We start from the raw sequence: 14,189 nt of genomic DNA on the forward strand, positions 1-14,189 counted from the left end.
AACGAAGCGTTTCACCGTTTGATATACATTTTTCGCATATGGAGGACGCAAGACGATCAATAAAAGCGGTTGAACAGCACCACGGACCAGGTGGCGAAGGCCAGGATGCACGTCAGCAGCACGGCGGCGCTGCCGAAGTCCTTGGCATTCTTCGATAGCGGATGGCGCTCCAGCGAGATGCGGTCGACGACGGCTTCCAGCGCGGAATTGATCAATTCGACGATCAGCACGAGCAGCAGCACGCCGATCAGCACCAGTTTTTCAAACGCGGAAATACGCAGCAGCAAGGCGACCAGCGTGCCGACGACGAACAGGCCCAGTTCCTGGCGGAACGCATGTTCATGGCGCCAGGCCGCCTTCAAGCCGTCGAGCGAGTAGAAAAACGCGGCGACAATGCGCTTCAGGCCGCTCTTGCTCTTGAATTCATTTACAGGTTGCATGGTTTTCCAGGATATCGCACGGGTGCAGTAGTGGCATTATGACGGCAGGCATAGAATTGTGACAATTTATAAGCTGAATATCTCGGAACATTTCACTATTTTTTCACATCATGGTATAAAGAAGGATGAATACTGCATTGCACCAAATCCATCATGAAAATTGAACCGGTCGCAGCCCCGAAGACAACGATCCAGGTGATCGAACGCATGGTCGCCCTGCTCGATGCTCTAGCGAAATATTCTGACCCCGTCAGCCTGAAGGAATTGTCCAAGGTCTCCGGCCTGCACCCGTCGACGGCGCACCGCATCCTCAACGACATGGTGCTGACGCGCTTTGTGGACCGCATCGAACCGGGCACCTACCGGCTGGGCATGCGCCTGCTGGAACTGGGCAATGTGGTGAAAAGCCGCCTCAGCGTGCGCGAAGCTGCGCTGGACTTCATGCGCCAGCTGCACAAGAAAACCCAGCAAACCATCAACCTGTCCGTGCGCCAGGGCGACGAGATCGTGTATATCGACCGCGCCTTTTCCGAGCGTTCGGGCATGCAGGTGGTGCGCGCCATCGGCGGGCGCGGTCCGCTGCACCTGACGTCGACAGGTAAATTATTCCTCTCCGTCGACGAGCCAAAAGCCATCCGCGCCTACGCGACACGCACGGGCTTGGCCGGACACAACAAGAATTCCATCACGGATCTGCTAAAGCTCGAGCGCGAACTGAGCCTGGTGCGCGAACGCGGCTATGCGCGCGACAACGAAGAGCTGGAACTGGGCGTGCGCTGCATGGCCGCCGGCATCCGCGACGATTCGGGCAAGCTGATCGCGGGACTGTCGATCTCGGCCCCGGCCGACCGCCTGCAGGATGAGTGGCTGGTCGACCTGGTGGAGACGGCGAACCAGATTTCCGTCACGCTGGGTTTTATTCCACAGGACTAAAGCTGGGGTCAGACCCGGCGGGTCGGACCCCAGTCGACGCCGCCATGGACATGCGCATTAAAACTTGATCAACCGCCGGGCAGGCTCATGTTGGCGGGTTTGAGTGCCTCCAGCCACTTGCGCATGCGCCCCGCATCGGCCGTGCGCGACTGTTTTCCCTTGGAATCGAGGAAGACCATGATCACGGCACGCCCTTCGATGACGGCCTGCATCATCAAGCAGCGTCCCGCCTCATTGATGAAGCCCGTCTTTTGCAAGCCGATTTCCCAGCCGGGATTGGCCACCAGGTGATTCGTATTGCCGAACTGCATGGGCTGGCCGCTGGCTTCGACGATGGCTTTCGGGTCCGTCGAGTACTGGCGCAGCAGCGGCTGCTGGAAGGCGGCCATGGCCAGCTTGCCCAGGTCGCGCGCGCTGGCCACGTTCATTTTCGACAGGCCGCTGGAATCGACGTAATGCGTATCCATCATGCCCAGCTGGCGCGCCTTGCTGTTCATGGCGTCGACAAAGGCCGGCAAGCCGCCCGGATAATTGCGTCCCAGGGCCGAGGCGGCGCGGTTTTCCGAACTCATCAGGGCGATGTGCAGCATGTTGCCGCGCGTCAGCTGCGAGCCCACCTTCAGGCGTGAACTGCTGAACTTGGCGCGGTCGACGTCGTCGTCCGTGATCGTCAGCACTTCGTCCATATCCTGGCGCGCTTCGACCACCACCAGGCCCGTCATCATCTTGGTGATGGAGGCGATGGGCAGGGCCACATTGGAATTCTTTTCAAACAGCACTTCGGCGTTGGCCTGGTCCAGCACCAGCGCCACGCTCGACTTGAGGTCGAGCGGATCGCGCGTCAGGTTCAGGCCCGCCAGGTCGCCCATGGTGGGCATCGGCGCGGCCATGGGCACGGCCACGCTGCTGACTTTCTGGTAGATGACCTTGCGCTTGCCGCGCACCATGACGACGCGGCGCACGGTCTTTTCACGTGGCGCGGCCGTCGCGCCCTTGCGCAGCACGACTTTGACTTTCTTGGTAGTGTGTTTCTTGGCGGCTGAGGATTTGCCGTTCGCTTCCTTGGCGTGCACGGCCGCAGCCGGCGCCAGCACAAACAGCAGGGAAGCCAGGACACCCAGCGCAAGTTTAAACTTAGCCATTCGATAATTCCCCGTGAAGCTGTTGCCTTATTGCAGTGTAGCGAAATGCAGAGTAATCGCAAGCCTATTTAACAGTTAGGACAGTATTTATTGCAGCAATGGAATACAAATCGTTGGTGATGAGCAAACGAACTCATCCTTGATCCACTGTTTACTTGTGCATATCGCTATAAATTACTAAGTGGCAATGAATTTAACAAAGCCGGCCAGCGGCTCGCGTTCCGTGCTCAAGCGGTTCTCGACCTTCGCCGGGTCCGCATAACCGAGCGCCATGCCACACACTACCATTTCGCTGGCAGGCACGCCCAGTTCGTCACGGATGATGTCGTGGTAATGGATGAAGGCAGCCTGCGGGCAGGTGTCGAGTCCGCGCGCGCGGGCGGCCAGCATGATGTTTTGCAGGAACATACCGTAGTCGAGCCAGGAACCCTGCTCCAGCACCCGTTCAATAGTAAAGATCAGGCCGACGGGCGCATCGAAAAACTGGAAATTGCGCCCGTGCTGGGCCGCCATGCCGGCCGTGTCGCCCCGTTCCAGGCCCAGCAGCTGATACAGGTCCAGGCCGATCTTGCGGCGGCGCTCGATGAACGGCGCCGTCCACTGGCGCGGGTAATAGGTATACGACGCCGTGCGGGCGGGCGCATCGGGCGCCTTCGGCGTTTCATAGGCATCCAGGATGCGGCGCGACAGGCGCTGGCGCGCGGCGCCCGACAGCACATACACTTTCCACGGCTGCATGTTGGCGCCCGAAGGCGCGCGCGCCGCCACTTCCAGGATGCGCGCGATGTCTTCCTGCGCCACCGGCGTGGGCAAGAAGGCGCGGATCGAGCGGCGCGACACGATGGCCGCGTCGACGGCTTGCTGCGCCGACGATGTTTCAGATGCTTGCTTGTTCACTGCCCTGCTCTCCTGCACGTTGCTTTATTTTTTGACCACGAACACCACGCCGACCACGGCCACCAGCATGCCGGCGATGCCCAGCATATTAAACGCTTCGCCAAACATCAGCCAGGCCATCACGGCCGTCGTGGGCGGCGTCAGGTACAGCAAGCCCGTCACTTTCGTGGCATCACTACGGCGGATCAGGGCAAACAGCAGAAAGATGGCGCCGATGGACAGCACGAGTACCGACCACAGCAAGGCGCCGATGAAGTTGGCCGTCCATTGCACATTGCTGAAATGCATGTCCAGACCTTCGTAATACAGGGCGAACGGCAAGACCACGATGATGGAAGCGGCAAACTGCACCACCGTGCCGGTGCGCAAGTCAAACTGCGGGCAGTGGCGTTTTTGATACATGGTGCCGGCCGTCATCGACAGCAGGGCAAACACGCACAGCAGCACGCTTTCCACCGTCAGGCCCACCAGGTTGATCTTCGCGTACACCACCAGGGCCACGCCCAGCAAACCAAAGAGCAGGCCCAGCCACTGACGCGGCCGCACGGATTCGCCGATCAGCGGCGCGGCGCAGGCCGTCAGCACGGGCTGCATGCCGACGATGAGGGCACTCAAGCCCGCCGGCATGCCCAGCTTGATGGCGCACCAGACGCCGGCCAGGTAGCCGGCCTGCATCAGGATGCCGGCCACGGCGATCTGGCGGAACTGCCCCACGGGCCACGGCGCGCGCAACAACAGCACCAGCGGCAGCAGGATCACCAGCACGCCCAGGAAGCGCAGCAACAGGAAGGTCAGCGGCGGCGCATACGGCAGGCCGAACTTGGCCACGATAAAACCTGTGCTCCATAACAACACGAAAAAAGCGGGCAAGGCCATCGGTGTCAAGGTAGCAAGAAAAGTGGCTTTGCCGCTGGCGCCAGCCGCGGCGGGAAGATTGGACATGGTATCAACTCGGGAATCGGGATCGGCACCGGGGCGCTGCGCCAGTGCGGGAGGCAAAGTCTAGCATGCTGCGCCGCACCCGTCCCGAAAGGCGGGAAAATGAAAGTTTAGAGTTAAACCATTAGCAGGCAGAAATCAAATATTTCTCTTTAGAAACAACGGCTTTTGATGCAAATCTATTCAATTGTTGCATCGCACAAGATTCGCTTGACTTCGTTTTTTTTCACCGTAGAATAGGGTTTGTTGCGTTGCACAATTCTTGTTCAGCTTGAAAAAATTAGATTCACCTGCTTCCCCAACCGGTACACGCAGCATCAAATTAACCAGATTTCGATATTTTTGGAGATTTATATGTTTTCAATTCCTGAGCAGTTTTCGTCCGCTACCAAAGCCAACCTGGAAGCCCAATTCGCCCTGTTCTCGTCGCTGACGGGCAAGGCTTTCGAAGGCATCGAAAAGATCGTCGAACTGAACCTGACCGCTGCCAAGGCAACGCTGGAAGAATCGACCGCCGCCGCCAAGCAATTGCTGTCGGCAAAAGACCCACAAGAATTTTTCTCGCTGACCGCTGCTCAAGCCCAGCCTAGCGCCGAAAAGGCCATCGCCTACGGCCGTCATCTGGCTGCCATCGCGTCCGGCACCCAAGCTGAATTCAGCAAGGCGGCTGAGTCGCAAATCGCCGAAACGAACCGCAAGGTCATTTCGCTGGTGGAAGAAGTCACCAAGAACGCGCCAGCCGGTTCGGAAAACGCCGTTGCCATCCTGAAAAGCGCCATCGGCAACGCCAATGCCGGCTACGAGCAATTCTCGAAAACCAGCAAGCAAGCCGTCGAAGCCATCGAAGCGAACCTGGCATCGGCCGTGAACCAGTTCACGCAAGCGGCTGAAAAAGTCGTGCCGCGCGCTGCCGCCAAGTAATTGCCAGCAAGGAGCGCCACGGCGCTCCCGTCTCACCAGCTCCTCCAGGCATCCATCCCGCACTTCCCCACGGATGCCATTATGCCCCGGCCCAGCCGGGGCATTTTTTATGCGCGCTGGCTTTATTCGCCCAGATACGCCGCCTTCACGCGCGGGTCGTCCAGCATGGCGGCCGCGTTGCCGCTCATGGTCATCAGGCCGGAATCCATCACATAGCCGCGGTGCGCCGCCTGCAGGGCCAAACGGGCATTCTGTTCGACCAGCAAGATGGTGATGCCTTCGGACGAGACCCGGCGGATAACTTCAAAGATCTTTTCGACCATGATGGGTGACAGGCCCATCGATGGCTCATCGAGCAGCAGCAGCTTCGGGTGGCACATCAGCGCGCGCGCCATGGCCAGCATCTGCTGCTCGCCGCCCGACAGGGTGCCGGCCATCTGCGCCGCCCGCTCCTTCAGGCGCGGAAACACCTCGAACCACCTGGCGATATCATCCTCGACACCGGCCTTGTCCGTGCGCGTGTAGGCGCCCATCATGAGGTTTTCGCGGATCGACATGCGGGTAAACACGCCCCGCCCTTCCGGCACCATGGCCAGTTTCTTTTCCACCAGATGAAACGATTTCGTGCCCTTCAGCGACTCGCCCAGGTAGCTGATCGTGCCTTCGACCTTGCATGCGGGCAAGGTGCCCGTGATGGCTTTCAACGTCGTCGTCTTGCCGGCGCCATTCGCGCCGATGAGGGCGATCAGCTCGCCCTCGTTGACTTCCAGGTCGATGCCTTTCACGGCCTTGATGCCGCCGTAGGCCACGTGCAGGCCCGCCACTTTCAATACAGTCTTGCCCAAGCCATTGTTACTCATGCGTGCGATCCCCCCAGGTAAGCCTCGATGACGGCCGGGTTTTGTTGTATTTCGGCCGGCAAGCCTTCGGCGATGCGCTTGCCATATTCGAGTACCGTGATGCGGTCGCACAAGCCCATCATCAGTTTCACGTCGTGCTCGATCAACAGCACGGTCTTGCCTTCGGCCTTGATTTTCACCAGCAACTCGCGCAGGGCCAGCTTTTCCGTGGCATTCATGCCGGCCGCCGGTTCATCGAGGGCCAGCAGGGTCGGGTCGGTGGCCAGGGCGCGGGCGATTTCCAGGCGCCGCTGGTCGCCATACGACAGGAAGCGCGCCGTGCGGCTGGCGAACTGGGCGATGCCGACGAAGTCGAGCAGCTCCATGGCCCGCCGGCGGATCGAGGCCTCTTCCTCGCGCGCCGCCTTGTGGCGGAAGATGGCGCCGAACACGCCCTGGTGCGAGCGCACGTGGCGTCCCACCATGACGTTTTCCAGCGCCGTCATGTCGCCGAACAGGCGGATGTTCTGGAAGGTGCGCGCGATGCCCGCCTTGGCCACCTTGTGCGGCGCGGACGGCGAATACGGCTTGCCGGCCAGCTCGAACGTGCCCGTGTCGGGCTGGTACAGGCCCGTGATGACGTTGAAGAAGGTGGTCTTGCCGGCGCCGTTCGGCCCGATCAGCCCGTAAATCTGCCCCTGGCGGATGGTGATGCCCACGTCGGTGAGCGCCTGCAGGCCGCCGAACCGTTTATTCACGCCGGCAATATTGAGAATGATCTGTTCGCTCATGGTCTTCCTCGTCCTCAGGCTAGGCGGACACGACGCCGGTGGATTTGTTGGGCTGGTCGACATCGTGGTCAGGGCGATCCTCGTGCTTCGGCGCCGGCCACAGGCCGGCCGGTCGATTGAGCATGATCAATACCATCGCCAGGCCGTACAGCAACTGGCGCAGCACTTCCGCCTCGATCACCACATGGCCGAACAGCGCCTGCTGGGCCGGCTCCACCACATGGCGCAGCACTTCGGGAATGGAGGCCAGGATCACGCCGCCGAGGATCACGCCGGGGATATGCCCGATGCCGCCCAGCACCACCATGGCCAGCACGGCGATCGATTCCGTCAAGGAAAACGATTCCGGCGAGACAAAGCCCTGGAACGAGGCGAACATGGCGCCCGCCACGCCGCCGAACGAGGCGCCCATGGAAAAGGCCAGCAATTTCACGTTGCGCGTGTTGATGCCCATGGCTTTCGCGGCGATCTCATCTTCGCGGATGGCAACCCAGGCGCGGCCCAGGCGCGAATGCTGCAGGCGCTTGGTGACGAACACGACAGCGATGCACAGGAAGAGGAACAAAAAGTAATAGGCGTTCACGGATGGCATGGAAAAGCCCCCCACCATGACGGTGCTGTTGGTGCCCGCCTCGCCCGCCAGGTTGACGCCGAAGATGCGGATCGGATCGATCAAATTGATGCCTTGCGGACCATTCGTGAAGTTGATCGGATCATTCAGATTGTTCATGAAGATGCGGATGATCTCGCCAAAGCCCAGGGTCACGATGGCCAGGTAGTCGCCGCGCAGCTTCAGGGTCGGCGCCCCCAGCAGGGCGCCAAACAGGCCGGCAACGAAGGCGGCCAGCGGCACGATGAGCCAGATCGACAGATGGATGCCGTTCTCGCGGATCTCCGGCCCCATCAGCTGCACCAGGGTTTCCCCCAGCACGGGATACTGGTTCACCACCGATTCAAGCAGGATGGCGAACTGCGGCGACGCCAGCAAGGCCGTCAGATAGGCGCCCACGGCGTAGAAGGCGATATAGCCCAGGTCCAGCAGGCCGGCGAAGCCGACGACGATGTTCAGCCCCAGGGCCAGCATGATGTACAGCAAGGCCATGTCGATGATGCGCACCCATGAGTTGCCGAACTGGGCGGCAAAGAAGGGGAAGATCACCAGCAGCGCGGCCAGGCCCAGCATGCCGGCATACGCCTTGGCGGGATTTTTTCTTGCGTCGAAATCGAGTAATGCCATGATTTAATCTCCCAGTGTCACATCAGGCGCGGTCGGCCACGCGCTCGCCCATGATGCCGGACGGGCGCAGGGTCAGCACGATGATCAGCACGACGAAGGCGAAGATATCCTGGTAGTGGCTGCCCAGGAAACCGCCCGTGAAGTCGCCGATATAGCCGGCGCCCAGGCTCTCGATGATGCCCAGCAAGATACCGCCCAGCATGGCGCCATAGATATTGCCGATGCCGCCCAGGACGGCCGCGCAGAACGCCTTCAGGCCGGGGATGGCGCCCATGGAAAACTGGATGGAGGCATAGTTGGCGCCCCACATCACGCCGGCCACGGCCGCCAGCGCCGCGCCGATGGCGAAGGTGGCGACGATGACCTTGTCGGAATCGACGCCCATCAGGCCCGCCACGCGGGGGTTTTCCGCCGTGGCCCGCATGGCGCGCCCCATGCGGGTTTTTTCCACCAGCAATACCAATCCGCCCATCGACAGCGCAGCCAAGGCCAGCAGCAATACTTGTGTCTGCGAAATCACGGCGCCGCCGATGTTGATGGGATCGCTCGACAGCAGTTGCGGGAAGGGCAAGGGATTGCGCGTCCAGATCATCATGGCAAAGGTTTGCAGCAGGATGGAGACGCCGATGGCGGTAATCAGGGGGGCGAGGCGGGGGGCGTTGCGCAGGCGGCGGTAGGCGACCCGCTCGATGATGATGTTGACCAGAATACAGATGGGAATGGCGCCGAGGATGGCGGTGGCCAGTTTCAGGTAGCCGGGCCAGTCCGGCACATAAATGCCCAGCAGCTTGAGGATGGTCAAGCCCACCATGGCGCCGATCATGAGCACGTCGCCGTGGGCGAAATTAATAAGATTCAAGACGCCGTACACCATCGTGTAACCGAGGGCGACTAAGGCATACATACTGCCCAGCACCAAGCCGTTGATGATTTGCTGGATGAATGTATCCATGGTCAGATTGCCCTATCAAATCTACGTTGTCGGGAACAACTTCCGCCGGAACATGCATCGCTGATACAAAAACGGCACCGGAGGAAAAATTCCTGCAGTGCCATCCCTGGACCGTCTCACCAGCATGGTGCACGCACTCAAAAAGGGCGTGACCTTGCTTAGTCATAACGACAACATATTCAAGCTTGAGGCAATCATAACGATCTTTTGCAAAAACTAAGCTTGGAATAAATCAATCATTTCCGAATTAAATTCGGTTTTGAGGTGACTATTGCATCGATACTCAGCAACCTTGCCGACTCAGGCGACGTCGCGCTTGATGCCGTCGAGGCCTTTCGGCATCGGGAAGGTGACGGCTTCCTGCACGCCGTCGAGCGGACGCACGCTCTTCACGCCGCACTCTTTCAAGCGGTCGATGACGGCCTGCACCAGCACTTCGGGCGCCGAGGCGCCAGCCGTCACACCCACGCGCAGCTTGCCTTCCAGCCAGGCCGGGTCGATTTGCGACGCATTGTCGACCATGTAGGCCGGCGTGCCCATTTTCTCGGCCACTTCACGCAGGCGGTTCGAGTTCGAGCTGTTCGGACTACCGACGACGATCACCAGTTCCACCTGTGGCGCCATGAATTTCACGGCTTCCTGGCGGTTGGTAGTGGCGTAGCAAATGTCGCCTTTTTTCGGTTCCGCGATATTCGGATATTTCGCTTTCAAGGCCTCGATAATGTCGCGAGTGTCGTCAACTGACAACGTTGTCTGCGAAACATAGGCCACGCTGTCCGGATTGGCAACCTGCAAGGTCGCCACATCTTCCAGCGTTTCCACCAGGTGCATGCCCTTGTCGGCCTGGCCCATCGTGCCTTCCACCTCGGGATGGCCGTCGTGGCCGATCATGATGATCTCGCGGCCTTCGCGGCGCATCTTGCCCACTTCCATGTGCACCTTGGTCACCAGGGGGCAGGTGGCGTCAAAGATGCTCAGGCCGCGCGATTCCGCCTCGGCGCGCACGGCTTTGGACACGCCATGGGCGGAAAACACGAGGGTATTGCCTGCTGGCACGTCATCGAGGTCGTCGATGAAGATGGCGCCCTTGTTGCGCAGGTCGGCCACCACATAGGCGTTGTGGACGATTTCATGGCGCACGTAGATCGGTGCGCCAAATTGCTGCAGGGCACGCTCGACGATTTCAATCGCCCGGTCGACGCCGGCGCAAAAGCCGCGCGGCTGGGCCAGTAACAGTTCCTTATCCATCGCTACTCCTTCTTTACAGGACCGAGATGAGCTTGACTTCAAAACGCAGCGGCTGGCCAGCCAGCGGATGGTTGAAGTCGAACAGGGCCGAATCGTCGCGCAGTTCGCGCAGCACGCCGGCAAAGCGGCCGCCGCCCGGGGCGGCGAAGTCGACCAGGTCGCCGATCTTGTAGTCGGCGCCCGGCACGGAATTCTCGTCCAGGGTCGCGCGCGTGACGGACTGCACCAGTTCGGGATTGCGCTCGCCAAAGCCTTCGCCAGCGGCCAGCTCGAAGGTCTCGTGCGTGCCTTCCGGCAAACCCAGCAAGCGCTGCTCGAGGAACGGCGCCAGCTGGCCCTGTCCCAGCATCAAGGTCGCGGGGTTGCCGCTGAAGGTCGTGACAATGTCAGTACCGTCCACAGTGGCAAGACGATAATGCAGGGTAAGGTAAGCCGCTTCGGTGACGACTGCTGGTTGCTCGTTGGACATGGTGAGTTTTCAAGTAGCTGATGCAAAACGATATTGTAAGCCACCCTGAGCCAGCGCGCCCCATGCCATCTCGGCGCGGCCATGCTTTTCTCAAAAAACATGGCCGCGCCCGCACTACCTGCGACTTATGCGACGTCTGCGTACACCAGCTGTGTTGAAAGGCGCCACCATCACCTGTATATATTTGAAGCCATTGGCCGCAAAGTAGGGCAAATCGGTGGTGTAGTCGGGATTTTCATCAGCCGGCGCGCGAACTGGGCGGCGTCGCTCCAATTGCGGCGTTCCAGGTAGCCATGGGAATGGAAGCCAATGCCGCTGACCTTGCCCGTATTGACGCCGGCGGCGTTGAACTCTTGCATGACTCCGTTGATAACTTTGATGTACGGCATGACGACTCCTGTAAAACAAGTGGAAGACATTGAGTTCAGGGCCCTGACTCCCCGCCGCTGCAACTTATATGGAATGCAACGACAGGCAAATCATAGCGTCTGAAAATGGCCAGGCCGGGCATCTTGGTTTTTGTTTTTTTCATATGATTCGCCATGAAGACGAGCTAGCGCAGCATGGCCGCCCGGGGAAGGCGCGACAATCGTGGGCAGGCGCCACGACCAGCCGGGCGCGACGGGGAGGCAGCATGGGCATCAAGGATTGGCCGGCCGGCGAGCGGCCACGCGAACGCCTGATCGAGGATGGCGCGCAGTCGCTGTCGGATGCGGAATTGCTGGCCGTCTTCCTGCGCACGGGCGTGCGCGGCAAGAGCGCGGTGCAGCTGGCGCGCGACACGGTCGAGCATTTCGGTTCCCTGCGCGGCCTGTTCGGCGCCAGCCTCGTGAATTTTTCCGCCGTGCACGGCATGGGCAGCGCCAAGTTTGCCCAGCTGCAAGCGGTGCTGGAACTGGCGCGGCGCGCCATCATCGAGGATTTGCAGGCGGGCCAGGCCTTGAATTCCCCGCACGCCGTCAAGGATTACCTGCGCCTGACCCTGGGCCACCTGGCGCATGAAGCCTTCCACGTGTTGTTTTTGGACGTCAAGAACCGCCTGATCACCACGCAGGAAATGTTTCGCGGCACCCTCACCCACACCAGCGTGTATCCGCGCGAAGTGGTCAAGCAGGCGCTGCTGCACAACGCGGCCAGCGTCATGCTGGCGCACAACCACCCCTCCGGCACGCCCGAGCCCAGCGAATCGGATCTCTTACTCACGCGCGCGCTGGTGCAGGCGCTCTCGCTGGTGGACGTGCGCATCCTCGACCATTTTGTTGTTGCTGGCCGGCAGGTGCATTCGTTTGCGGAACACGGCCAGATCTAGCACGAATGCCGCATGGCAGCGGTCACTTGTCAGTTAACCATGTGTAAACAAGGACATACGTGAAAACACCAGGCTGCTTATCTAGCGGTAAACACCCAGGTTTACCAGTGCCCGCCCCATGAAAACACATCTGCGCCAAATTGTTAAATAAATTCACAACAACATGACACAATTGTTTTTCGCAAGTCATTGATAAATCTGCTTATTTTGGATATACTCTCGTTTTTCCAATTTGGAATATCTTTAAGGAGTGCGCCATGGCACGTGTTTGCCAAGTCACTGGGAAGAAGCCGATGGTCGGCAACAATGTTTCCCATGCAAACAACAAAACCAAACGTCGTTTTTTGCCTAACTTGCAGAATCGTCGTATTTTTGTTGAATCTGAAAACCGCTGGGTCTCCCTGCGTTTGTCCAACGCCGGTCTGCGCGTCATCGATAAAGTCGGCATCGACGCCGTATTGGTCGATATGCGCGCTCGTGGCGAAAAAGTCTAATTAGCAGAATAAGGGAGCTATCATGGCAAAATCAGGCCGCGACAAAATCAAGTTAGAATCGACCGCCGGTACGGGTCACTTCTACACGACCACCAAAAACAAGCGTACGACGCCTGCGAAAATGGAGATCATGAAATTTGATCCTAAAGCACGCAAGCACGTAACGTACAAAGAAACCAAGATCAAGTAATTGATACTGTGTTCTGTAAAAAGAGCCGCTCCGATGAGCGGTTTTTTTTCGCCCTGATTTTCAGCCTCTTTCCGCTTCCCCGCTTTCCCGGGACGAAAAAAAGGCCCTGGAATCCAGGGCCTCGATATGCTGCGGCGCTAGTTATGCGTAGCTGCGCAGGCGCAAGGAAAAGTCTTGCAGCGACTTGATGCCCGACGCTTCGGCGCGCGTGCACCAGTCCTGCAGCTTTTGCAGCAATTGCTCGCGCGTAAAGTGCGACCGCTCCCATATGGCGCCCAGCTCCACGCGCATGTGGTGCATGGTTTCCAGCGCCTTGCTGTGCTGGAACAATTCCGACAGCTGCTCGTGATGCGCATCGGCCAGCTTGCCCGGCTCGCGCTGCATCAGCTTGCGCGACGACTTCAGGAAGCGTTTTTCCAGCTCGGCCTTGTGCTTCAGGTGTTCCAGCTCTTCCTTCCAGGCATGCTTGATCGATTTCGCATACTTGGCCATCACGTCATAGCGGTTGGCGATGACGGACTGCAAGGTTTCAAAGTCCGCTTCCAGCTTGCCGTGCGAGAACTTCGGTGCCGGCGCCAGCTTCTTCACCTTCGCCAGGCCCAGCATTTCCAGCGCGCGGATATACGCCCAGCCGATATCGATTTCGTACCATTTCGACGACAGCTTGGCCGACGTCGCATACGTATGGTGATTGTTGTGCAACTCTTCGCCGCCGATCAGTATGCCGAAAGGAATGATGTTAGTGGCCGCGTCGGCGCAATCGTAGTTGCGGTAGCCCCAGTAGTGGCCGATGCCGTTGATGATGCCGGCCGCCGTGATCGGGATCCACATCATTTGCACGGCCCACACGGAAATGCCGATCACGCCGAACAGGATGAAATTGATGACGAACAGCGACACCACGCCCAGCCAGCTGTATTTGGTGTACAAGTTGCGCTCGATCCAGTCCGTCGGCGTGCCGTGGCCATACTTGGCCATGGTTTCCATGTTCTTCGATTCAGCGCGGTACAGCTCGGCGCCTTCCCAGAAGACTTTCTTGATGCCGCGCGTCACCGGGCTATGCGGATCTTCTTCCGTATCGCACTTGGCGTGATGCTTGCGGTGAATGGCCGCCCATTCCTTGGTGACCTGGCCCGTCGTCAGCCACAGCCAGAAACGGAAGAAATGGCTGGGAATCGCATGCAATTCCAGCGCGCGGTGCGCCTGGTGGCGGTGCAGGTAAATCGTGACGCTGGCGATGGTGATATGCGTGACCACCATGGTGTACAGGAAAACTTGCCATGCGGACAGATCGGTAATGCCAGTTGCCATGAACTGCAAAACGTCGTGTAAAACGGAACTCAATGTCATTACTACTACTCCAAGTGGACGGGGCATGCGCACGGTCG

17 protein-coding genes are annotated in these 14,189 nt (G+C 59.6%); 5 read left to right on the forward strand and 12 right to left on the reverse strand.

The window, feature by feature from the left end:
• Positions 1 to 56: 56 nt before the first annotated feature.
• Positions 57 to 440, reverse strand: a complete 384-nt coding sequence (locus tag BM193_RS04900) for a diacylglycerol kinase (RefSeq protein ID WP_092795823.1) — start codon at positions 438 to 440, stop codon at positions 57 to 59.
• A gap of 153 nt (positions 441 to 593) precedes the next feature.
• On the opposite strand from BM193_RS04900, the gene BM193_RS04905 reads away from it, so the two are divergent.
• Positions 594 to 1,373, forward strand: a complete 780-nt coding sequence (locus BM193_RS04905) for an IclR family transcriptional regulator (protein ID WP_092795825.1) — start codon at positions 594 to 596, stop codon at positions 1,371 to 1,373.
• Between the two features lie 68 nt (positions 1,374 to 1,441).
• On the opposite strand, the gene pbpG is transcribed toward BM193_RS04905, so the two are convergent.
• From pbpG to BM193_RS04920, 3 genes are all read right to left on the reverse strand, one after another.
• The gene (gene pbpG, locus BM193_RS04910) at positions 1,442 to 2,515 is read right to left on the reverse strand and encodes a D-alanyl-D-alanine endopeptidase (protein ID WP_092795827.1); all 1,074 of its coding nucleotides are present in this window, start codon (positions 2,513 to 2,515) and stop codon (positions 1,442 to 1,444) included.
• Between the two features lie 177 nt (positions 2,516 to 2,692).
• Positions 2,693 to 3,412 carry a nitroreductase gene (locus tag BM193_RS04915; RefSeq protein WP_092795829.1) on the reverse strand — a complete coding sequence of 240 codons (720 nt, stop codon included), beginning with the start codon at positions 3,410 to 3,412 and terminating at the stop codon, positions 2,693 to 2,695.
• Positions 3,413 to 3,436: 24 nt separating this feature from the next.
• Positions 3,437 to 4,288, reverse strand: coding sequence for a DMT family transporter (locus tag BM193_RS04920; protein WP_254785888.1), 852 nt, complete (start codon positions 4,286 to 4,288; stop codon positions 3,437 to 3,439).
• Between the two features lie 417 nt (positions 4,289 to 4,705).
• Between BM193_RS04920 and BM193_RS04925 the strand changes: the two genes are divergently transcribed.
• A complete protein-coding gene (locus tag BM193_RS04925) occupies positions 4,706 to 5,272 on the forward strand; it encodes a phasin family protein (RefSeq protein ID WP_092795833.1) in 567 nt (188 codons plus the stop codon).
• A gap of 122 nt (positions 5,273 to 5,394) precedes the next feature.
• On the opposite strand, the gene BM193_RS04930 is transcribed toward BM193_RS04925, so the two are convergent.
• From BM193_RS04930 to BM193_RS04960, 7 genes are all read right to left on the reverse strand, one after another.
• Positions 5,395 to 6,117: an ABC transporter ATP-binding protein gene (locus BM193_RS04930; protein WP_092795835.1), complete on the reverse strand. Its 723-nt coding sequence runs from the start codon at positions 6,115 to 6,117 to the stop codon at positions 5,395 to 5,397.
• An 11-nt stretch (positions 6,118 to 6,128) separates the two neighbouring features.
• A complete protein-coding gene (locus tag BM193_RS04935; RefSeq protein ID WP_092795837.1) occupies positions 6,129 to 6,902 on the reverse strand; it encodes an ABC transporter ATP-binding protein in 774 nt (257 codons plus the stop codon).
• Between the two features lie 19 nt (positions 6,903 to 6,921).
• Positions 6,922 to 8,139: an ABC transporter permease subunit gene (locus BM193_RS04940; protein ID WP_092795839.1), complete on the reverse strand. Its 1,218-nt coding sequence runs from the start codon at positions 8,137 to 8,139 to the stop codon at positions 6,922 to 6,924.
• Between the two features lie 22 nt (positions 8,140 to 8,161).
• Positions 8,162 to 9,091: a branched-chain amino acid ABC transporter permease gene (locus tag BM193_RS04945; protein ID WP_092795841.1), complete on the reverse strand. Its 930-nt coding sequence runs from the start codon at positions 9,089 to 9,091 to the stop codon at positions 8,162 to 8,164.
• Positions 9,092 to 9,391: 300 nt separating this feature from the next.
• Complete coding sequence (ispH, locus tag BM193_RS04950) at positions 9,392 to 10,339, reverse strand: 4-hydroxy-3-methylbut-2-enyl diphosphate reductase (RefSeq protein WP_092795843.1); 948 nt, start codon at positions 10,337 to 10,339, stop codon at positions 9,392 to 9,394.
• A gap of 13 nt (positions 10,340 to 10,352) precedes the next feature.
• On the reverse strand, positions 10,353 to 10,808 hold the full coding sequence (locus BM193_RS04955) for an FKBP-type peptidyl-prolyl cis-trans isomerase (RefSeq protein WP_092795845.1): 456 nt from the start codon (positions 10,806 to 10,808) through the stop codon (positions 10,353 to 10,355).
• A 170-nt stretch (positions 10,809 to 10,978) separates the two neighbouring features.
• Complete coding sequence (locus BM193_RS04960; protein ID WP_092795847.1) at positions 10,979 to 11,197, reverse strand: hypothetical protein; 219 nt, start codon at positions 11,195 to 11,197, stop codon at positions 10,979 to 10,981.
• Between the two features lie 245 nt (positions 11,198 to 11,442).
• On the opposite strand from BM193_RS04960, the gene radC reads away from it, so the two are divergent.
• The 3 genes from radC (at position 11,443) to rpmG (ending at position 12,801) form a co-directional block, all read left to right on the forward strand.
• Positions 11,443 to 12,117, forward strand: a complete 675-nt coding sequence (radC, locus tag BM193_RS04965) for a RadC family protein (RefSeq protein ID WP_092795849.1) — start codon at positions 11,443 to 11,445, stop codon at positions 12,115 to 12,117.
• 257 nt (positions 12,118 to 12,374) lie between these two features.
• Positions 12,375 to 12,611, forward strand: a complete 237-nt coding sequence (gene rpmB, locus BM193_RS04970) for a 50S ribosomal protein L28 (RefSeq protein ID WP_010400928.1) — start codon at positions 12,375 to 12,377, stop codon at positions 12,609 to 12,611.
• Positions 12,612 to 12,633: 22 nt separating this feature from the next.
• Entirely contained in the window at positions 12,634 to 12,801 is a 168-nt protein-coding gene (gene rpmG, locus BM193_RS04975) for a 50S ribosomal protein L33 (RefSeq protein ID WP_010400929.1), read from the forward strand.
• Between the two features lie 141 nt (positions 12,802 to 12,942).
• Here rpmG and BM193_RS04980 read toward each other — a convergent pair whose 3' ends face one another.
• Positions 12,943 to 14,151: a DesA family fatty acid desaturase gene (locus BM193_RS04980; RefSeq protein ID WP_077407996.1), complete on the reverse strand. Its 1,209-nt coding sequence runs from the start codon at positions 14,149 to 14,151 to the stop codon at positions 12,943 to 12,945.
• Positions 14,152 to 14,189: the final 38 nt, after the last annotated feature.

Source organism: Janthinobacterium sp. 344 (assembly GCF_900112025.1).
Classification (GTDB): Bacteria; Pseudomonadota; Gammaproteobacteria; order Burkholderiales; family Burkholderiaceae_D; genus Janthinobacterium.